Here is a 20,457-nt window from a genome sequence, read left to right as displayed (position 1 = left end):
AAAATAATAGTGTGGATTCAAACGCTCATGGTACCATATTCTAATCGATTTATATGTTATCATACATAAATTGTTAAAAGTACATTTTTTCACCTTTCACTATCAAAAAAGCAGCCTCTTTACTAAGAGACTGCTTTTTTAATGACAACTGATAAATCCTGATTAAGAAGCTTTTTTTAATCGTTCTTTTTGTTTCTGTTGATAAGAAGAAAAATAAATAAGGCCTACAAATACAGCTCCACCTATCATATTTCCAATAAAGGTAGGGATAATATTTGTCATAAAATCAATCCATGTAAAATGACCTGCAAAAATAGCGGCGGGAATAATAAACATATTGGCTACAACGTGCTGAAAGCCAATCGCAACAAATGCCATAATCGGAAACCAAATACCAAGAATTTTCCCCGTAACGTCGTCAGCGCCGTATGAAAGCCAAATAGCTAAACATACAAGCCAGTTGCAGCCCACGGCAGAAATAAGCGTTTTTAAAAATGAGTCGTCAATTTTAGCTTGAGCAATTGCTACCGTTTTATCTAAAAAAGGCCCCGTTTCTGTTAACCCGACAATATGTCCAAAGAAATACGCAATAAATACGGCACCTAAAAAGTTAGCAAGCGTGACCCAAAACCAGTTATGAAGCAAGTGACGAAGCGAAATTTTTCTTGCATACAGGGCAATGGAGACAGACATCATATTCCCCGTAATGAGCTCTGCTCCGCCAAGTACTACCAGCATAAGACCTACAGGAAAGACGGCCCCTCCTAAAAGATTTGATAAACTTCCCCATTCAGCTGGTAAATTACCAATGACGCGCACATCTAGTAAAAAACCAAGCGCAATAAATGCGCCTCCTAGAAACCCAAGCATAAGAATAGAAGAAAGGGATAACTTTGTCTTTGAAACCCCCGCTTCTAAAGCAATGTTTAACATTTTATCCGGCTTGTGAAATGCCATAAAACTCCTCCTTAATTAAAAAAGGCAGCACTCAAAAACACCTTTTACACAAGGTTTTTGAATGCTGCCTAATAATCCTGCACTTTCTTTACAGTATATCAGTCATCATTATTTATAATAAAACTAAATAAAAAACAAGCAGATCCTACTTCTCTTTCATTTAATTAAATTATGTATTTTGCGTTGTTCTTCTACTGAATATTGGTTTCAAACACAAATACGGAAACGGCGATATCTTCTTCCACTTTGATATCGGAAAATAAATAGTTCAGCTTAGCTCCTAACAAGTCTTCAAGTCCTTCTGGAGGAGATGAAGCATAAAGGTTTTGAATAAGCTTCGTTCTTGCCATATGTACCGTCTCTTTACCTTCGGTTGTTCTCGCGATAAATTGTTCAGCTGACGTTAAGTTGCCGTACAAAGTTGAAATAGCCATGTTTTGAACGAATACAGTATGAATTCGTTCTGGACCTTTTCCAAAAAGTTTTTTGCGCAGCTTTCGGATAATATCATTAAAATCATGTATTTTTTTAGACACCGGTGTATGCCTCCGCTTATCTCGAGTATGTCTGTCCTGCTCATTCAAGTTTTCAACTAAGAATAAGTTACATTATACATGACGACGTTTACATTGTATACAATGTATCTGTTTTATTCTTATTAATCCAAACAATTGCAAAACTTTTACGGAATGAAAAAAAATCCTTCACTTATTAAAGTGAAGGATTACCTTTATATCTCTACTTAAAGGTTACAAATGAATTCTCAGTTATCAAAGAAATAACTAAGAACTTCGACAAGATAGCATGTCAAAATAGTCAAGTGGTATGTTTGTACCAGTACTTAATGCTATCACGTTAAAGTCATGGAATCCACTTAGTTTACTTTCATAATACTTTATTTAAATATTCTTTTTTGATAGGTAGCCTTTAATCTTCATCACGATCTGCTCTAAATTCATCATCAGATAATGAATTTAGTTGATGGCTAAGCTTTTCGTAGTTATCTTGTTTTTGATTTTGTTGTACATCATTAGATATAGGAGTTTTACTAGAAACAGTAGATTTTTTTCTAGTCTCTTCGCTTCCGCTAACTCCAAACCCAACATTGTTATCTGTCATCGGCTTCACCTCTTTAACTGTTATTATGGAGAATTGCTCTAAAAAAATAACAGGAAACAAAAGGGACTCCCACTTAGCTAATAGCGGTCCAAGCTTCCTTATTTAACCTAAACCGTATTTAAATAAGAAAATGACCCGCTTTAACTCCATAGACAATACCGATAAAAAAACTTGCTATACCTAGTGTTTGACTTTTACATAAATACTTTATAGTTAAGCCTGGAATCAGACCCCATATAATGATGAAAATAGCAAACGATACTATAATAGAAGACCATGCATCTTGCCCTGATATACTTATACCTTGCATAAACGTTTCTCCTTTCAGTACTTATATCGGGAGAACATAAATTTTTTATAGTATCTTACTGTACGAACTAAAAAATTCAGGTGACCTGTCCATATATGCTTTTACAGCGAATGGTGGCGTTCAAGCTCGATTGTTTTTGGTTTTTGCCATATTAATACCCCTGCCGCTACGTACATAAACGAAGTGATGTAAAAAAGGCTTCCGATTGTCAGAAAATCAATGATATACCCTGTTGCAATAACGGCCAAGGCTGCCCATATAGAGGTCCATAAATGATAGTGTCCTACTTGTTTTCCTGTGTGAGCACGATCTGTCTGCCTAGATAACGCTATTTTTTCTGCTGTTTTTTGAAGAGCTCCAAGCAGACCCATTATAATTTGAATGATATACACCTGTGTGATCGTTGTTAAAACGGGAATCACAATCATAACAACGGCCATCCCAAACGTATATAAAAGAAGCAAGCGCTTTTCTCCTACTCTGTCACTCCATGAACCGATCAACGGATGACTCAAAGCTGCGGTTAAAGCAAAAATTCCGTAAGCTAAGCCAAATTGTGAATAGCTATCGCCAAGATTTCGAAGCAGTAAAAGGTAAAAAGGAAACACAATACTGCTTGCGGTAATCATCAGGCTTTGTGAATGTAAGAGTTGTTTGTACGTCATTTTCCATACTCCTTATAAAATAAATTAACGAACGTTTCGTTCCGGTCATATTTTCTTTTCAAATTAAAAAAGGCGGTTGTATGAGGGTAAGCCTCTTCTAACTGCTTCTTGCTTGGGTAGCCGTAGTAAGGCAAGTAATAGCTTCCCTGATGCTGCAGCGTCACATCCACCATTTTTCGGACAACTCTTTGTGTATCAGAGATGCCTTGATTGTCTCTTTTCTGGTTAATAAGTAAAACAAGAGCAAACATATCGTCTTTTGCATAAGACATGACGGCTTTATTATCCTTCTCTACATAGCGAACGGTAATGTTCAATAAATTTAATTCCTCAGTTGATAACACTTTACGTAAATCATCGATGTAAGAAGCAAATTCATCAACTGGAACAAAGTATTCTTGCAAAATTTCCGTCCGGCTAGCACTTTCGTATTCCATAAAATCACTTTCAGAACGCATAACATTATTTCTTGTTTCAAGCCGTCCATTTTGTTTTAAGAAATAAGCCTTTTGTGTTTCCCACAGCATATCTTTGCCCCAGTCGCTATACCGAGACAGCCCTAGCATAAATTTAGGAAGTGCCACTATTTTTTCTGTCTTGAGCGGTTCGTTTGCAGTAGAAGTATTTTGAGAAGATAAACGGTAGTTTGTGACGTACATATCTGTTAGCAATTGATTAGGAGAAACAGAAATACGCGCCATATGCATACGAACGTCAGGATTATGCTGTACGTAGTTTTTGAAATACGCTGTATACTGCCTATAATCTAAGCGAATAATTTCATCTTCGTACCATTCATCGTCCGTCAAACGAAGCGTCACATCTAAAATGACCCCAAATAACCCGTAGCCTCCGTTTACTAAAGAAAACAGCTCGGGGTGTTTCGTCCGGCTAATTTCGATAATAGATCCGTCCGCCTGCAGGAGACGCATAGATTTGACCGTATCCATTAAAGAACCGTATCGAATATCTCTGCCGTGTACGTTCACGCTAATAGAACCTCCAACGGTAAAAATATTTTGTGATTGCATAACTTTAAGAGCAAGACCGTCTTTATGTATATATTGCTGAATATCATTCCACGTTGTCCCGCTTTGAACCGTAATTTCTTTTTGACGGGGCTTGTAATCTATAATTTTATTGTACTGCTTCATATCAAGTAAAATAGCATTAGGATAGTATGTCTGCCCTCCTTGGCTGTGCTGCATGCCTGAAATCGCTATTTTTTCATGATGCTGTGAAGCGGTTTTCACCCAATTTTTCAGCTGTTTTTCAGTGGTTCCATGCTTTATTTCTTTGACTTTTGTAGGAAGAAGCTGCGCAACATCCTCCGTTACAGGACGGGTTTGCTGCTGTTTATAGATATGATATGAGGTATACGAACCTACTAGATAAAAAGATAAAAAAGATCCTAACAACAGGTTTTTCTTCATCACAAACTGTAAGCTCCTTTCTTTATTTCTGTGAAATTATACCATACAAAAAGTGAAATAACACTAATATAGTGTATTTTTACACTATATTATAACTTATTTTGAGAAAGTATATGAAAAAAGCTTGTAATTTAATGTATGTTAACCTTATTGAAACAAAAAAAGAAAAGACACTAGGTCTTTTCTTTTTTTGTTTTTTTATTTTTCAGCTTCGTATGCAACTAAAGCTACTCTTTTTCCCAACGTTTGTTGAAACTGCTCTTCTAGTTGTTTAAGCTTCGCATGCATATCATCGTTAATTGAAGCTGGCTCAAAGGTCATTTTTGTTTGCTCCATCGGATACTGTCACCTCTTTCATATGTGTATGTTCTACTTTTTCCAATATAAAAGAGGTCTATGACGATTTGACGAAAGTTTACAAATTGAATTTACTGATGAGCGCTGTTAATTGTTCTGCCATTTGAGACAGAGATTGTGCGGAAACAGCAATTTCCTCCATTGAAGCCAGCTGCTCTTCAGTTGATGCAGCCACTTCTTCAGATGTAGCTGCATTTCCTTTAGCAAGGATTGCCATTTCACCTGCTGTACGAGCCACTTCTTCAACCGCTGCTGAAATTTGCTGAGCAGTCGCAGCCACTTCTTCTACTTGCGGAGTCGTTTCATTCATGCTGCTTAGAATCTGTTCGAACTTTTGAATAGCCGTTTGTGAAATTGTTCGTCCTTCTTCAACTTTGTTTGTAACTTGCTCCATTGTATGTACAGATTCCTGAGTATCTTGTTGAATAGCTTGAATAAGCTCAGAAATTTGAGACGCAGAAACTTGTGATTGTTCTGCCAGCTTTCTCACTTCCGCTGCTACAACAGAAAAACCTTTTCCATGTTCCCCAGCTCGTGCCGCTTCGATTGCAGCATTTAAGGCTAGTAAATTTGTTTGAGCAGCAATGCCGCTGATTACTTCTAAAATGGTTCCAACTTCTTTTGAACGTTGAAACAAAGTACGAATCGTTGTATTAGATAGCTCGACGGACTGAGAAATGGATTCCATTTGTTCGACCGTTTCTCTCACGGCTTTTCCACCTTCTACCGCTTCAGACGTTGTGTGATTTGATAGCTGAGAAACAGTTTCTGTACGCTTGGCAATCGTATAAACTCCTTGTACAATCTCATCTAAAGAAGCTGCATTTTGGTCAATAACAGCCGTTTGTTTTTCTGCACTAGAAGCCACTTCTTGTATCGCAACCGATACTTGTTCAGTCGCAGCGCTCGTTTGCTGTGAACTGGCCGTTAGCTCTTCTGAAGAAGCAGCCACTTGTTCTGCACTCATTTCAACATTTTGAATTAATGTACGAAGGTTGTTTTGCATCTGACTAAAAGCATACCCTAACTCACCGATTTCATCCTTTGAACTGACGGTAATCGCTGTTGTCAAATCTCCTTCACTAACGCTTAGAGCCTGATTCTTAAGCTGTTTGAGCGGTTTAATAATCGATTGTAACACCACAAAAATGGTAAGACTCCCGATTATCAGACAAACTACAATAATAAATAGTGTTTTGTAAAAAATAGGATGTGCTGCTTCACTCACTTCTGATGAATACATAGTGCCTGCAACTTTCCAGTTCGTTGTTTTATTTGTCGTAAAGACCATCTTTTTTTCATCACCGTTAAAGGTATATTCAAAGAATCCGGAGCTCTTTGCATAAAGCTTGTCAAAAAGAGAATCTGTTGCTTTTGTACCTGCTTTTTCCGTAGGGTGAACAATATATTTTCTTTCTCCATCTAAAAGAAATGGATATCCTTTTTCTCCGATTTTCACTTTGCTGACAGCTTTATTGATGCGGCTTATATCTAAATTTAAAGCAATAACCCCTGTGCCATCCGCCGTTGTTTTTGCTACAGTAATAACGGTTTGACCTGTAGAGGCTGAGGGATAAGGTTCAGTGACAACTGTTTTCCCTTTGTTTTGCATGGCTAACTTGTACCAATCTCGTTTTCTGGGATCATAGCCTGCTTGTGTCACTTTTTTAGGCGCTTGAATAAACTTCCCCTGCTGATTTCCTGTAAAAATGCTGACGGCTTCTGGATGAAGCGAAGCATATAAGTTAAAATCTTTGCGTAAAGTAGCCATATCTTTTTCATTGTAGCGCTCGTTGTTTACCACTGATGCAAAAAACTCTACATCATGAATTTTTGGTCCAATGGTATCGTCAATCACCGAATTAATGGACTGTACATTTTGCTGTGCTGTGTTAATAATTTGGTTTTCAATTTCATGTTTCGCTGTTATGTAAGCTGATACACCTATCGTAACAGATGGCACTAATAAGATCGCTGCAAATGCTAGCACCAGCTTTGTCTTAAAGTTATTAAGGGACCTTTTTTTTCTTACTCTCTCCATGCTATGTAGCCTCTCTCTCTGTAGTTAAAAGTGATCGTGCACTTCCTTTCTATCGGCAAGACTTCATATTCCTTTAGTCATCGAGTGTATACATAATTAACAATGGGAGTGAAAAGATAAGAGTACGATAAAAAAAGTAGGTGACTTTAATGGAAGAAAGTAAAAACAGCAAGTCTTTTTCAATGTTTGAAACAGAAAAGGTTCAGCGCGGAGAAGAAAAAGATATTTTTAATATCTATAAAGAAGGAGTAAAAATTGCGGAAGTAAGAGGAACGGATCCTCAAACTCAGCAGGTTATTCCGATGCATGACTTAAACGACTATGAAGAAAATAAGCTTCACGAATATATCGCTCATTTAGACCACACAACGTAAACGTAAAAGTGCTAAAACAAGAGTCCCCTCTTGTTTTAGTCTTTAGAATCATAAAAAACATGTTCAAAGTGCAGCGTGTCTTTTTGTATGTACAGCAGTCCAAACGAAAATTGCTTTTGACGCCGCTTGTCAGTAGCAGAACCTGGATTAAACAATGTAATATCACCAATTTGTTTATGAACAGGAATATGAGAATGACCAAAAATTACTGCATCGACTTGTTGATGTTCAAATGCCAAAAGTGCACGTTTTTCAGTCGTTTTTCCTTTGCCATGACCGTGGACTACGCCAATCGTAACATCATCAAACGGAAGAAGTAATGAAGATGGAAGTACTTGCTGAAGCTCTTCACTGTCCACATTTCCACTCACACCGTGTACAGGAGCAAAAACGCGCAGTTCATGGTAGACATCTATCGTTTGAAAATCTCCGGTATGAATAATCGCATCAGCTGTTTTCAGTTCAGCTAGGAGTCTTTTTGGAAAATGTTTCGCTCTTTTGGGAATATGAGTGTCACCTAAAATAACGATCTTCATTTATGATACGCTCCTTTTTCATTCAATATGGTGTAGTGTAGCGTATTACGTTGGAATGAAGCAACTCTATACGGAGTGTCAGGCAAAAAATTTCTCTTTTTCGTTTAAGTTTGCGAAAATACTTTACATACTAAGTTACAGAATGGAGTTTTCGAAATGGAAGTAAAAATTAATCGAAACGCAGCAAAAGTATTAAGAAATGCCTTGGCTAGCCCAGAAGGTCAAGGAAAAATGATCCGTGTATATGTAACTATCGACCACGGTGATCATGCGCATTATGATTGGAAATTCGATACGCCGACTGAACATGATGAAATCGTAAAAACAGATAAAGATATCGATATCGTTTTAGATAAACGCGAGAAATTTTTAGAAGGCGTATGGATTCAATATTTCCACGTTCCAGAGCCTGAATTTGTGATTAGCAGCCTTCACCACGCGCATCACCATCATTAATACAAAAAACACACCTTGTTTTATAGGTGTGTTTTTTCGTTTGTGCGACAGGCAAAAATTTTATTGATGAAAGAAGAGATAAAATTTTGTTGAAGCAATAAAAATGAGCTATAGTGGAATTACGGATGAAAGAAAAGAGGTTAGCGTATGAAAGTAAGTGTGTTAGTAAGGTCTATTTTAGTTGTTATTTTATATAATTTATTCGTTCTGTACATCGGATGGAACGCTTGGGTGTGGCTTCACACAATGTTTGAAGTGGAAAACAAATGGATTCTTACGGTGATCGTTGTGTTTTTTGCTTATTCCTTTATCATCAGTCGCGCGTTTCAACAAGTGAGCATGTTTAAGGTTGTAGGATCGTATTGGTTAGGATTTATTCAATATTCAGTCCTTTTGCTTCCTATAAGTAATCTAGCCGTATATATTCTCACTTTTCTAGGCGCTTCGCTTTCTACAGCTATCGATTCAATCGGACTTTTCATGATTGCTGCTTTTTTATTCATTTTTGCTTACGGTACGTATAATGCTTACAGTCCTGTAGTAAGAAAATATACAATTTCGCTTCCTAAAAAGACGAATCGGAAAAGCCTTCGCATTGCCGTAGCATCTGATATGCACTTTGGCACATTGTCCGGCAAAAAACATTTACAGCGGCTAATCACTCATGTACAAAAGATACAGCCAGATCTTATTTTACTTCCTGGAGATATTATTGACGATGACCCCCACGTATTCTTTAAAAAAGAAATGGATTATATGATGAAGCAGCTCAAAGCGCCTTTAGGCACATATGGAATCTTGGGAAACCATGAGTATTACGGCGGGAAGATCCCTCAGTTTGTGGAAAGAATGAAAGAAATGAACATTCCTATTTTAATGGATGAAGTGTTAAACATAGGCGATAGCTTGTACTTAATTGGAAGAAAAGATAAGACGGATAAAAATCGAGACAGCTTTTTCGATTTAGCGAGTGAAACGGATCGTTCTCTTCCGGTCATTGCGATGGATCATCAGCCGCTTTCTTTAAAAGAAGCGGAACAAGCAGGCGTAGATTTACTTCTATGCGGTCATACTCACAGAGGACAAATGGCCCCTAATCATTTGATCACAAAGCGGTTATTTGAAATTGATTGGGGCTACAAACAAACAAATCAGCTGCATACCATTGTCTCTTCAGGATTTGGCTTTTGGGGTCCTCCTCTTCGAATCGGAAGCCGGTCAGAAATTATTCAAATTGATATTTCATTTACAAAATAGAGAAAGCCTTAGGGCTTTCTCTATTTTAATGTACGCAGCAACTTCGGAAGTTCTGCGTAAATAGCCACTACTTCATCTATTTTCATCCGAACGAGCCCGCTTGAAGACGGGGCAACAAAATCCATTATTCCTGATACCATCGATTCTTCTTGTTTGCCCCACTTTACTTGCTTGCGTCTACTGTACTGCTGATAGACACCTTTTCCAACAAAACAAACGATTTTAGGCGTGTATGTAGCGATTTTTTTCTTTAGGATTTCTCTGCCTTCTGCATATTCTTCTTTTGTAATCTCATCAGCTGCCTTTGTAGGACGCTCCACAATATTTGTTAAACCGTATCCTAGCTGTAACAGCGAGTGATCTTCCTCGGGATGGTATTTACGATCTGTTAAACCTGCTTTATGAAGAATCGTCCAGAAACGATTGGTTGGATTAGCAAAATGATGACCCGTTTCACCGGAACGGATGCTTGGGTTAAAACCGACAAATAAAATATCTAAGTTGGGCTGTATATGATCAAAAATAGAGTTCATAGTCATACGCTCCTTACAATGTAAAAAGAAAACATCCAAATTGGATGTTTTCTTTTTACTATACCCTATTAAATACGAACTACGCGTCCGTTGAATTTTTGTTTCCAGTAGCCGCTGCTCATGTTTGCAATTGCAACACCTGTTGAGCTTTGAGCACCGATGAACTTGCCGCCGCCTACATAAATACCAACGTGTCCGTCTTTTTTATATGTATCGAAGAAAACAAGATCTCCAGGCTGCATTTGACTAGAAGACACTTGCGTTCCAGCATGCTTTAACGTTTCTGTACTTACAGATCCAAGAGGCCCAAGGTTAACACCAACTTGAGAATATGCCCAGTGTACAAATGACGAGCAGTCAAATAAACCGTGGTTAATATCAGACTGGCTGCGTCCTCCGCCAAATACGTAAGCAGAGTTTCCAATCCAGCGGTTTCCTACCGTTACAACATTGCTAGCTTTTGGAGCCGGAGCGCTTGTAGGTGCAACATCATTGCTGCTTGCTTTTGGTGCTGCTTTAGGAGAAGGCGAATCAGCTTTTTCAGCTGGTTCCGCCGCTGCTTTTTGAGCTTGTTCGGCTGCTTTCTTAGCTGCCTCTTTAGCTGCTTGTTCAGCTGCTTTTCTTGCTGCTTCTTCCGCCGCTTTTTGATCTTTAATATTTTGTTCAAGCGTAGACTGTTCATTCGCAAGAGAGCTGTCTTTTGATTGTAGAGAAGCTTTTAGTTCTTCATTTTTTGCTTCTTTATCTTTTAGTTCTTTTGCCAACGCATCTTTTTGTTTCTTTTGAGCTGCTAGCTGGACAGTCATTTCATCCAGTTCTGCCTTCATATCTTCTAAGCTAGCAAGCTTAGATTTAACATCTGCTTGTTTTGTTTTTAGTTCGTCTTGCATATTTTTAGTTTCTTTTAAAATACCGCGGTCTGCATCTACAATAGTCGAAACAGCTAGCGCGCGGTCTACAAAATCACCAAAACTTGAAGAACCGAGTAAAACTTGTAAATACTCTACGTTACCGCCGCTTTCTTGCATGGAACGTGCACGATCTTTTAAAATATCATTTCGCTTTTCAAGTTTTTCTTGAAGCAGCTTAATTTCTTTTTCAAGCTGGTCTACTTGTTTAGACGTTTCTTTAATATCCGCTTCTGTTTTTTGGGCTTTTTTATTATTTTCTTCTTCTGCTAATGTTAATCGCTCAAGCTGTGCTTTCATTTGATCTTGTTCTGCTTGAAGGCGTGTTAATTCATCAGAAGCTGCTTTGATGTTAGATTGCACATCTTGGCGTTGATTTTGAATTTGAGATTTTTGTGATTCCATATCCTGAATGGTAGAGGCATACGCTGGGGTTGATAAAACTCCTCCTAGGCCTAATAAAACCGTTGTGTTAAGTAAAAGCATTTTCTTTTTCAATATGAATTCCTCCGCTTTCTCGCTCTGTTAAACTAGTAATTTCTAATTATGTATCAATATGTATAAAAGTCTGACAATTTATGTAAAGTTCACTGTATTTGTCGATAAATAGCTAAATATGCTAATGAAAATCTACGAAAATTATACCACGATAAACGTTCAAAAAAAGAATAACAATATTACAATTGTATTTCAGTAATGTAACATTTAACGCTTGTGTATACATTCACTTCTTGCCTGCAAAAATATACCTTTATTTCCCCATGCCAGTGAAAGATCTATCAAGCTTCAAACAGCAGTGCTTTTAGCGTTATAAAGTAGATAATTATTATTGTTTAAGCTGTTTAGATTTAAGATATTTCTAAAAGAAACGTAATAACTCTTTAACATATTTGTCTATTTTTACCCTTTATCTACCATTTTTACAATATTTGAAAATGATTTTCTGGAATAACAATGAATTTATTTCTATTCGATGTTTGAAGAAGTTCAAAAAGAGGACAATAGGCAATTTTCAAACAATATTCGACAACGCTTGGATGAAGCCATACAAAAAACCTTCTCGCCATGAGGCGAGAAGGTTTTTTTAATCACGCTGCTGATAATAGTGTTCTAAAGCTACAATTGCGCTTCCCATTCTTTCTTGGTCAGGAATAACAATACGATCTACTCCTTCTTCTTTTAAAGCAGCAGCGGTTACTTTCCCAACGGCCACAGCTACTACAGAGCTGTTAAAGAGTTCTCGAATGTGATCAGCTTGTCCGTGTTCTCTTGCAAACGAAAATAAAAAGCGGGCTTGGGGAGCGCTTGTGAAATTAACAGCATCGACTTTCCCGCTTGTTAATTCGTTTATAAGCTGTTCCATGACTTCTGCTTTTGGAGGAATATGCTGATACGGTAAAATCTCTTTGAATTGGGCTTTTTGATTCGAAAGAAAATCAATCAATTTTGGTGCAGGATCTCCGTGAAGCTGAAGCGCTACATGCTTTCCTTCAAAAGAAAACGAATGAAGCGCTCTGACTAGGCCCGCTGTACTTCCATCATCATCTCGAACGGTTGGAGTAACACCGAGCTTTTTTAACATATTTACGGTTTTATACCCGCGTGCAGCAATATTAGCTGCTTGTAAAGAAGAAAGGAATTCATCAGCTAGTCCTAGCTTATCTGCTGTTTTATATAAAATTTCCGTCCCGACGCCTGTCGTAAAAATAAACCAATCATAATTTCCTTTTACCAGTTCTTTAATATCTGCTTCTAAGTGTGTGTCATCTAAAAAGATGGTTCCTTGTGCAGGTCGTACAAGCGGGGTCCCGCCAAGGTTTTCAACAATTTTGCAGATTTCTTCTACTTTACGCTGACCTACGAGTGCGACTGTTTTACCTTCTAATCGTTTCAATGGTTTACCTCCATTTTTCTATGTATGCTACTTTAATGAACCTTGATAACCGAGTTTTTCAGAAATTAGGCTCGCCGCTTCTGTTACTTTTTGAATAATGAACGGCAGTCTGTCTCCTTGAAATCTCGCTTCAATTCCCGCTACGCTAATGCCTGCAACCACTTCATTTTGATGATTTACAATCGGCGCGCTCACGGATGTTGTAAAGTTTTCTAATTCAGAGGTGCTAATGGTATACCCTTTTTCTTTTGCTTCTTTTAATACATTTCTTAGTTTCTTTTGATCTGTAATGGTTCCAATACCTATTGGAGTTAGCTCCGTTTGAGTAATATATGCCTCTTGTTCTTTTTCGGGTAAATGCGCCAAAATAATGCGTGAACAAGCTCCTGCATAAAGAGGTGAACGCCTTCCAATTGATGTATAGAGACGCACGGGATGAAGCGTATCTACTTTTTCAATATACATGGCTTGATCCCCATCTCGTACAATTAGATTAACCGCTTCTTCTACTTCGTCTCGGAGCGTTTCCATTACGGGCTTTGCGATATTTCTAATATCTAAGCGATTAGCCACTAGCTGACCAAATTGCAAGAATAAAAGTCCTAGCGAATAGTATCCTTGCGCGTCTTTTGTTAAAAATCCCATCTCTTCAAGCGAACCAACCATTCGATGTAAAGAAGTTTTCGGAACGCCTGAATATTCCATCATTTCTGTGAAGGTCAGCTTAGGGTGGTTGATAAAAAGCGTGAGAATCTGCATGGATTTAACGACTGTTTTATTGTTAGCTTGCATAAAACCTTCTCCCTTATTTGTGCGAATACATGTATTTGATAGAAGTATAGCTTACTAGCTAATCATATGTTCTTTTTATTATACATGAAGAAAAAAAGGAAAGCACTCCCTTATAAGAGCACTTTCCTTTCTTACACCGTTTCTAGTTCTTTAATTGAAATAGGGTTACTTTCTAGAAATTTGGTTGTAAAATCCCCTTCTTTAAAAGAAGGATGATTCAGTAATTCTAAATGAAAAGGAATAGTTGTGTGAATACCTATAATGATAAATTCTTCGAGCGCACGTTTCATTCGTTGAATCGCTTCATTTCGGTCTTTCCCTGTTACAATTAATTTCGCCACCATTGAATCATAAAATGGAGAAATTTCATAGCCTGGGTAAACCGCGCTGTCTACACGAACGCCGTAGCCGCCAGGAGGTAAATACATCTCGACTTTTCCAGGAGAAGGCATAAAGTTTTTAGCCGGATTTTCTGCGTTGATTCGACATTCAATTGCCCATCCCTTTAACTGAACATCCCGCTGAGCAAATGATAGCGGGTAGCCTGCTGCTACTGAAATTTGTTCTTTAATTAAGTCGATATTTGTTACAAGTTCTGTAACAGGGTGTTCAACTTGAATCCGTGTGTTCATTTCCATAAAGTAAAAATGTCCGTGTTTATCTAACAGAAACTCCACCGTTCCCACACCTGTATAATCGACTGCTTTAGCTGCCGAGACTGCCGCCTTGCCCATTTTCGCACGAAGATTTTCATCTACTGCAGGAGACGGAGCTTCTTCTACTAATTTTTGATGACGTCGCTGAATCGAACAATCTCGTTCACCTAAATGAACTACATTACCTTCCTCATCAGCAATAATTTGAATTTCGATATGTTTCGGTTCTTCTAAATATTTTTCAAGGTATACTCCGCCGTTTCCAAAAGCTGTTTCTGCTTCGTGCTGAGCTTGACGAATCGCTTTTTCTAGCTCCTCTTCGCTATGAGCTAGCCGCATTCCTTTTCCGCCGCCGCCCGCTGTAGCTTTTACAATGATTGGATAGCCTATTTCTCTTGCTACTGGAATAGCGGTGCTGCTATCTTCAATCAGTCCTTCCGTGCCAGGTACAATAGGCACACCGGCTTGTTTCATTGTTTCTCTTGCTACAGCTTTTGCTCCCATTTTACGGATGGCTTCCTCTTTTGGACCAATAAAGGTAATATCATAGGATTCACACATCTCAGCAAAATCAGCATTTTCAGCTAAAAATCCGTAGCCGGGATGAACAGCGTCTGCCTTGGTTACTTGTGCTACGGTAAGCAAATTCCGAATATTTAAGTAGCTTTCTTTAGAAGATGTTTTACCAATACAAAATGACTCATCTGCTAGCTTTACGTGAAGTGCATCTTTGTCTGCTTCTGAATACACGGCCACGGTTGCAATTCCCATCTCTTTACAAGCTCGAATGATACGAACTGCAATCTCACCGCGGTTTGCGATTAACACTTTTTTGAACATAGTGGCTCCTCCTGACAATATGTATACTTTAATATGATTTTACGGTAAATAGAGGCTGTCCAAACTCAACAACATCTCCGTCTTTCACAAGAATTTCAAGCACTTCTCCTTCCATTCCTGCATCTACTTCGTTAAACAGCTTCATCGCTTCAATTACACATACAACATCTTTACGTTCAATAGTTTGTCCTACTTGAACAAACGGATCAGCGTCTGCTTCTGGCTTGGCGTAAAAGGTTCCAACCATTGGTGATAAGATTTGTTTTTCATTATTCTCTGCTGCGTTTACAGACATAGAATCTTGAGGCGTTTGCTCAGCAGCAGCGGCTTTTACTTCCTCTGTTTTTACTTCTGTAACAGCTGTGTCTTCTAAAGGAATTCCCGCTTTATCAATGACAACTTTTGTTCCTTCATGTTCAATATGGAGCTTTTGAATACCAGATTCATTCATTAATGAAACAACTTCTTGCAATTCACGTACGTTTATCATTTCTTGTCACTCCCGTTTTGTGTTATTTAGTTGAAGCAAGGTTAATAGCAATCTTCAATTCTTGAAGCATCTGTTCTTTTTCTAAATAGATTTTTTCTGCTTCATGAAGCGAAATGTGAGAAAAATAGATGGATTCTCCGGGCTTTACTTGAGCTAAAAGCGGTAAATCCGCTGTGATGACTTGAGCGATTTTAGGATATCCTCCTGTAGTTTGACGGTCTGCTAACAGGATAATGGGATTTCCATCTGGCGGGACTTGAACAGAACCTTGTGAGACGGCTTCAGACAATAGCTCTTTTTTTTCTTGAAGCTGAAGAGAAGGTCCATCCATTCGATAGCCCATTCGATCTGATTGATTTGATACTTTAAAGGGTTCTTGAGTAAAATGACTTTGGCTTTCAGCTGTAAATAAATCAAATTGACCCCCATTCATAACACGGACACTTGGTTTCTTTGTAAAATGGACAAATTCTTTATAATTTACGGACCATGAAGAAGTATATACTCCGTTTATCAGTTCATTGGAAAGAAAAGCAGGCTTTGAAGCAGCAGGAACAGATAGAGGTAAAACGTCGTCTGTTTGTAATGCTCTTCCTTTATAGCCACCAATTTCCCCCCTCAAATACGTGCTTTTACTATTTAACACTTCATTAATAGAAAATCCTCCAGCTACAGATAGATAGGAACGACAACCAGTTCTACAAGGCCCAAATGATAAAGTGCCTCCTTTTGGAATAAATAAAGGTTTCCACATCGGGACTGGCTTTCCGTTGACCGAAGGAGTTAAATCTCCACCTGTGATCGCTACTAAACAATCACTTTCTATTTCAAGGGTAGGCCCCATTAGCGTAACTTCAAGTCCCGCTTCTTTTTCATCGTTACCAACTAGTAAATTAGCAATTCGAAGAGAATAAGAATCCATTGCACCGCTTACAATTACACCGTGCTGCTGAAATCCTTTTCTTCCCAAATCTTGAATGCTTGTTAATAACCCGGCTTTACTAACTCTTATACTCATTTTTCCCCCTCCTTTGCCTGTAGTTCTTGATACTCTTCTTTAGAGATAGGCTCAAATTTTACAATATCTCCAGCCTGCAGCAAACTTGGAGGATTTTGCTCCGGCAAAAACAGTTTAATCGGCGTTTGACCAATTAGCTGCCATCCTCCGGGAGTGGAAATAGGATACACTCCTGTTTGCATTCCTGCAATACCAACCGAACCTGCAGGAATAGAGGTGCGAGGAGACGAGCGGCGAGGCGTAGCAATTTTTTCAGATAGTCCTCCGAGAAACGGAAATCCAGGAGCAAATCCAATCATGTACGCTAAGTATTCGCCTTCAGAATGAATACTTATTACCTCTTCAGGTGTTAAGTTATGGTGACGAGCGACATATTCAAGATCAGGTCCATACTCTCCTCCGTAGCAAACTGGAATGGAAACCGTACGATGGTCTAACTCTTTTTCTGTCTGTTCGTTCTCTAATTTACTTTGAAGGATAGAAGACACTACTTCAAAAGGAGACACAAATTCTTTTTTCTCCTTCTTTTTCACGGCTGCTACCACTTCAAGAGGGTTATAAAAGATCGTAAGGTTCGTAAATGCCGGCACGCATTCAATAAACCCAGGGAAAGGATTTAATTCTATTGAATCTTTACACGTTTTGATTTGTTTATGAATATCGTACTGAATACTATCTCCAAACGTTATAACAAGCGCTGAGTCGCCAAGCGGAGAAATAACAGCTGACGCTTTTGTTACGGTTTGATTCATATCTACACCTCTTTCTTTTATAAAACACCTAGTTTTTCATCTCGAATATCTGTAATAAACATATGTCCAGGAGCATGTGTAATCATAATAGAAGGTTTTGTTTCCATTGCTACAGCTTGAGGAGTTACACCACAAGCCCAGAACACGGGAACTTCGCCTTCTTTGACGGAAACAGCATCGCCAAAATCCGGAGAGTGAAGGTCTTCAATGCCTATTGCAGCGGGGTTTCCAATGTGAACAGGTCCTCCGTGCACAGCTGGAAAACGTGAAGTTACTTGCGCTGCCCGCACTACGTCTTGCTGAGGAATTGGGCGCATACTAACGACCGTCGAGCCGTGGAATATTCCCGCTTCAGCGCATGAAATATTTGTTTTATACATAGGAACATTACAGTTTTCTTCAATGTGACGAACAGGTATGCCGTTGTTTAAAAGTGCGTGTTCGAATGTAAAACTGCAGCCGATGAGAAAAGCTACCATATCTTCTGTCCAATAGCCTTTGATATCGGTTACTTCTTTTACCAGTTCCCCATTTTCATAGATTCGATACTTCGGAATGTCTGTACGAATATCTCCGGACGGAGCCGCAAACTTTGGAACAGGAGATCCAACGTCCGTTACATCTAAAAGAGGACAAGATTTAGGATTACGCTGACAGAACAATAGAAAGTCAAAGGCTTGTTTCTTTGGTAAAATAGCTAAATTAGCTTGAGCATAGCCGTTTGCCATGCCTGCCGTTGGGTGAATAAGCTGGTTGTTACGGATTTGCTGACGAAGTTCAGCTGGAGTTAGTTGTGAAAGGTTTGACATGTTTCTATCTCCCATCATTACCCGCACGCAACTTGCGTGCGGGCACATTGTTTTATTTAAATAATTGAGGAAGCTGATCCATTAACGTATAACCGCCCATTAAAGCCATTACAATAACGACAAGTACACCAGAAATGGTAAGCCATAAAGGATGCTTATACTCACCAACGATGCTTTTTTTATATGCAGCAACTAGTAATGTTCCAAGGGCGATCGGCAGAATTAATCCATTAATTGCTCCAACTAACAGAAGAACTTTTACAGGTTTTCCAATTAAGACAAACGACAGAGTTGAAATAATAATAAATCCAATAATAATCCAGTTTGAGTTTTTATTAAGTTTTTCACTAAACGTTTGAATAAACGAAACGGATGTATAAGCAGCTCCCACTACAGACGTAATAGCAGCAGACCACATGACAATACCAAAGATTTTATAACCGACGTTTCCTGCTGCGAGCTGAAACACGGATGCTGGAGGATTGGCCGGGTCAATTTGTAACCCTTTAGATACAACGCCAAGTACAGCTAAAAACAAAGCGATTCGCATAACGGAAGTGATAAGAATTCCTGTTACAGAACTTTTAGTTACTTGAGGTAAAGAATCGATGCCTTTTACCCCGGCATCTAAAAGACGATGTCCGCCTGCAAAGGTAATATAACCACCAACAGTACCTCCAACAAGCGTAACGATCGCAATGATGTCGATTTGATCAGGTTTAAAAGATTTCACTACAGCTTCTCCAACGGGAGGTGAAGTAGTAGCTGCTACATATAGCATTAGCCCAATCATGACAAAACCTGCAATTTGCGTGAAGCGATCCATTGCTTTTCCAGCTTCTTTTACAACGAAGATTAGCACGGCAATAACTGCACTAATTGCAGCTCCGGCTGTTGGAGAAATACCGGTAATCGCATTTAATCCAAGACCGGCACCGGCAATATTTCCAATATTAAATGCAAGTCCTCCAATTACAATTAAAATAGCGAGCACGTATCCTAGTCCGGGAAATACCATATTGGCGATTTCTTGTCCGCGTTTTTCAGAAACGGCAATAATCCTCCATACGTTGGTTTGAGCAAAGATATCAAGAATAATTGAAATTAAAATAACGAATCCAAAGCTTGCGGCTAAATTTTGTGTAAATACGGTAGTTTGAGTTAAAAAGCCTGGTCCAATAGCCGATGTGGCCATTAAAAAAGCGGCTCCAAGCATTAACGTCCAGTTTACTTTAGGTGCAGCCGAAAGCTTTTGCTGAGGTGTTGATTTTTTTATTGGCTCCAATATCATCTTCCTCCTGATTGTATGTAGTTTTTATTGTGAAATAGCCTTAACTACCACTTCTGATGCTTGTAAAGAACGGTTGACATGACGAGCAAATTCAAGTGCGTGAGCCCCGTCTCCGTGAATACAAATCGTGTCTGCCTGCAATTCTACATCCTTGCCTTGCTGAGATTTGACTTTCCCTTCTTTCACCATTGTAATAACTTGAGAAACAGCTTCGTCGTCATTTTCAATTAAAGCATTTGGTTCTGTACGAGGCGTAAGATAACCGTCTAACTGATAGGTACGGTCTGCAAATACTTCGTTGGCCGTTTTCAAACCAATTCTGTTACCTGCTTGAATCAGCTCACTTCCAGATAATCCAAACAAAATCAGCTCAGGATTTACGTTGTAAACAGCTTTTGCTATTGCTTCAGACAACGCTTTATTTTTAGCAGCCATGTTATATAGTGCACCGTGAGGTTTTACATGCTGCATTGATAACCCTTCTGCTTGCAAAAAACCGTTTAATGCACCAATTTGATAGACTACGATATCGTAGGCTTCCTGAGGTGAAATATTGATGTTTCTGCGTCCGAAACCGATAAGGTCCTGTAGACCAGGATGAGCACCAATTTGCACTTTTTTTTCAGCGGCCAATTTTACCGTTTTTCTCATGACGCTTGGATCCCCTGCATGAAATCCACAGGCTACGTTTACAGACGTCACGTGTTCTAAAATGGCTTCATCATTGCCAATGCGATAAGCACCAAAGCTTTCCCCTAAATCACAGTTTAAATCCACTCTACTCAATGCGTTCTTCCCCCTTAAAAACTTCATTGTAAGCGTAATCATTTGCAGATAGTAAATAAAATCCAAGCTGAATTATCTGCATCAATACTTCAAGTTCCGTTTTTCGGAACTGTAGTACCGTTTTTCAGTTATATTTGGATTTTAGCACGAGATGATGAATTGAACAACAACATTGTCAGAATA

The 20,457-nt window shown here is 38.6% G+C and carries 23 protein-coding genes; 3 read left to right on the top strand and 20 right to left on the bottom strand.

What is annotated here, in order from left to right; translation table 11 throughout:
• Positions 1-162: 162 nt before the first annotated feature.
• From ACRPLQ_RS10445 to ACRPLQ_RS10410, 8 genes are all read right to left on the bottom strand, one after another.
• On the bottom strand, positions 163-957 hold the full coding sequence (locus tag ACRPLQ_RS10445) for a formate/nitrite transporter family protein (protein WP_034266342.1): 795 nt from the start codon (positions 955-957) through the stop codon (positions 163-165).
• A gap of 191 nt (positions 958-1,148) precedes the next feature.
• Complete coding sequence (locus tag ACRPLQ_RS10440; RefSeq protein WP_034266345.1) at positions 1,149-1,493, bottom strand: DUF2294 domain-containing protein; 345 nt, start codon at positions 1,491-1,493, stop codon at positions 1,149-1,151.
• 391 nt (positions 1,494-1,884) lie between these two features.
• Positions 1,885-2,076, bottom strand: a complete 192-nt coding sequence (locus tag ACRPLQ_RS10435; protein WP_033579060.1) for a hypothetical protein — start codon at positions 2,074-2,076, stop codon at positions 1,885-1,887.
• Positions 2,077-2,194: 118 nt separating this feature from the next.
• Positions 2,195-2,386 (bottom strand): hypothetical protein, encoded by a 192-nt coding sequence (locus ACRPLQ_RS10430; protein ID WP_033579061.1) that lies wholly within the window; start codon positions 2,384-2,386, stop codon positions 2,195-2,197.
• Between the two features lie 101 nt (positions 2,387-2,487).
• Positions 2,488-3,051, bottom strand: a complete 564-nt coding sequence (locus ACRPLQ_RS10425; protein WP_033579062.1) for an MFS transporter — start codon at positions 3,049-3,051, stop codon at positions 2,488-2,490.
• Positions 3,048-4,484: an FAD-binding oxidoreductase gene (locus tag ACRPLQ_RS10420; RefSeq protein ID WP_367072081.1), complete on the bottom strand. Its 1,437-nt coding sequence runs from the start codon at positions 4,482-4,484 to the stop codon at positions 3,048-3,050. The genes ACRPLQ_RS10425 and ACRPLQ_RS10420 overlap by 4 nt, the downstream gene beginning before the upstream one ends.
• 198 nt (positions 4,485-4,682) lie before the next feature.
• A complete protein-coding gene (locus ACRPLQ_RS10415; protein WP_014459963.1) occupies positions 4,683-4,820 on the bottom strand; it encodes a hypothetical protein in 138 nt (45 codons plus the stop codon).
• 79 nt (positions 4,821-4,899) lie between these two features.
• A complete protein-coding gene (locus ACRPLQ_RS10410) occupies positions 4,900-6,882 on the bottom strand; it encodes a methyl-accepting chemotaxis protein (protein ID WP_432235955.1) in 1,983 nt (660 codons plus the stop codon).
• Between the two features lie 149 nt (positions 6,883-7,031).
• Between ACRPLQ_RS10410 and ACRPLQ_RS10405 the strand changes: the two genes are divergently transcribed.
• Entirely contained in the window at positions 7,032-7,256 is a 225-nt protein-coding gene (locus ACRPLQ_RS10405) for a hypothetical protein (protein WP_014459961.1), read from the top strand.
• A 35-nt stretch (positions 7,257-7,291) separates the two neighbouring features.
• On the opposite strand, the gene ACRPLQ_RS10400 is transcribed toward ACRPLQ_RS10405, so the two are convergent.
• On the bottom strand, positions 7,292-7,792 hold the full coding sequence (locus tag ACRPLQ_RS10400; protein ID WP_432235954.1) for a metallophosphoesterase family protein: 501 nt from the start codon (positions 7,790-7,792) through the stop codon (positions 7,292-7,294).
• A gap of 156 nt (positions 7,793-7,948) precedes the next feature.
• Here ACRPLQ_RS10400 and ACRPLQ_RS10395 point away from each other — a divergent pair, with 156 nt between their 5' ends.
• Entirely contained in the window at positions 7,949-8,248 is a 300-nt protein-coding gene (locus ACRPLQ_RS10395) for a hypothetical protein (protein WP_028413258.1), read from the top strand.
• A 147-nt stretch (positions 8,249-8,395) separates the two neighbouring features.
• Positions 8,396-9,505: a metallophosphoesterase gene (locus ACRPLQ_RS10390; protein ID WP_155017276.1), complete on the top strand. Its 1,110-nt coding sequence runs from the start codon at positions 8,396-8,398 to the stop codon at positions 9,503-9,505.
• Positions 9,506-9,525: 20 nt separating this feature from the next.
• Here the strand turns inward: ACRPLQ_RS10390 and mug are convergent, their stop codons facing one another.
• The 11 genes from mug to pxpA form a co-directional block, all read right to left on the bottom strand.
• Positions 9,526-10,038 carry a G/U mismatch-specific DNA glycosylase gene (gene mug, locus ACRPLQ_RS10385; protein WP_432235953.1) on the bottom strand — a complete coding sequence of 171 codons (513 nt, stop codon included), beginning with the start codon at positions 10,036-10,038 and terminating at the stop codon, positions 9,526-9,528.
• A 68-nt stretch (positions 10,039-10,106) separates the two neighbouring features.
• Positions 10,107-11,444 (bottom strand): coiled-coil domain-containing protein, encoded by a 1,338-nt coding sequence (locus tag ACRPLQ_RS10380; protein ID WP_033579068.1) that lies wholly within the window; start codon positions 11,442-11,444, stop codon positions 10,107-10,109.
• Positions 11,445-12,030: 586 nt separating this feature from the next.
• Complete coding sequence (locus ACRPLQ_RS10375) at positions 12,031-12,840, bottom strand: uroporphyrinogen-III synthase (RefSeq protein ID WP_432235952.1); 810 nt, start codon at positions 12,838-12,840, stop codon at positions 12,031-12,033.
• Positions 12,841-12,867: 27 nt separating this feature from the next.
• Entirely contained in the window at positions 12,868-13,632 is a 765-nt protein-coding gene (locus tag ACRPLQ_RS10370) for an IclR family transcriptional regulator (protein WP_033579070.1), read from the bottom strand.
• A 131-nt stretch (positions 13,633-13,763) separates the two neighbouring features.
• Positions 13,764-15,128 carry an acetyl-CoA carboxylase biotin carboxylase subunit gene (accC, locus tag ACRPLQ_RS10365; protein WP_367078164.1) on the bottom strand — a complete coding sequence of 455 codons (1,365 nt, stop codon included), beginning with the start codon at positions 15,126-15,128 and terminating at the stop codon, positions 13,764-13,766.
• A 28-nt stretch (positions 15,129-15,156) separates the two neighbouring features.
• Positions 15,157-15,618, bottom strand: coding sequence for an acetyl-CoA carboxylase biotin carboxyl carrier protein (gene accB / locus ACRPLQ_RS10360; protein WP_034266373.1), 462 nt, complete (start codon positions 15,616-15,618; stop codon positions 15,157-15,159).
• Positions 15,619-15,640: 22 nt separating this feature from the next.
• On the bottom strand, positions 15,641-16,636 hold the full coding sequence (locus ACRPLQ_RS10355; RefSeq protein WP_034266376.1) for a biotin-dependent carboxyltransferase family protein: 996 nt from the start codon (positions 16,634-16,636) through the stop codon (positions 15,641-15,643).
• Positions 16,633-17,388 carry a 5-oxoprolinase subunit PxpB gene (gene pxpB / locus ACRPLQ_RS10350; protein ID WP_034266379.1) on the bottom strand — a complete coding sequence of 252 codons (756 nt, stop codon included), beginning with the start codon at positions 17,386-17,388 and terminating at the stop codon, positions 16,633-16,635. The genes ACRPLQ_RS10355 and pxpB overlap by 4 nt, the downstream gene beginning before the upstream one ends.
• 17 nt (positions 17,389-17,405) lie before the next feature.
• On the bottom strand, positions 17,406-18,197 hold the full coding sequence (locus ACRPLQ_RS10345; protein WP_432235951.1) for a putative hydro-lyase: 792 nt from the start codon (positions 18,195-18,197) through the stop codon (positions 17,406-17,408).
• Positions 18,198-18,249: 52 nt separating this feature from the next.
• A complete protein-coding gene (locus tag ACRPLQ_RS10340) occupies positions 18,250-19,488 on the bottom strand; it encodes an NRAMP family divalent metal transporter (protein ID WP_033579076.1) in 1,239 nt (412 codons plus the stop codon).
• A gap of 24 nt (positions 19,489-19,512) precedes the next feature.
• The gene (gene pxpA / locus ACRPLQ_RS10335; RefSeq protein ID WP_165636096.1) at positions 19,513-20,274 is read right to left on the bottom strand and encodes a 5-oxoprolinase subunit PxpA; all 762 of its coding nucleotides are present in this window, start codon (positions 20,272-20,274) and stop codon (positions 19,513-19,515) included.
• Positions 20,275-20,457 lie beyond the last annotated feature (183 nt).

It is taken from the genome of Priestia sp. TRN 1309, from assembly GCF_050846875.1.
Lineage (GTDB): Bacteria > Bacillota > Bacilli > Bacillales > Bacillaceae_H > Priestia > Priestia zanthoxyli.
The sequence above is the reverse complement of the archived record's forward strand: the minus strand, read 5'-3'. Positions and strand labels throughout refer to the sequence as shown.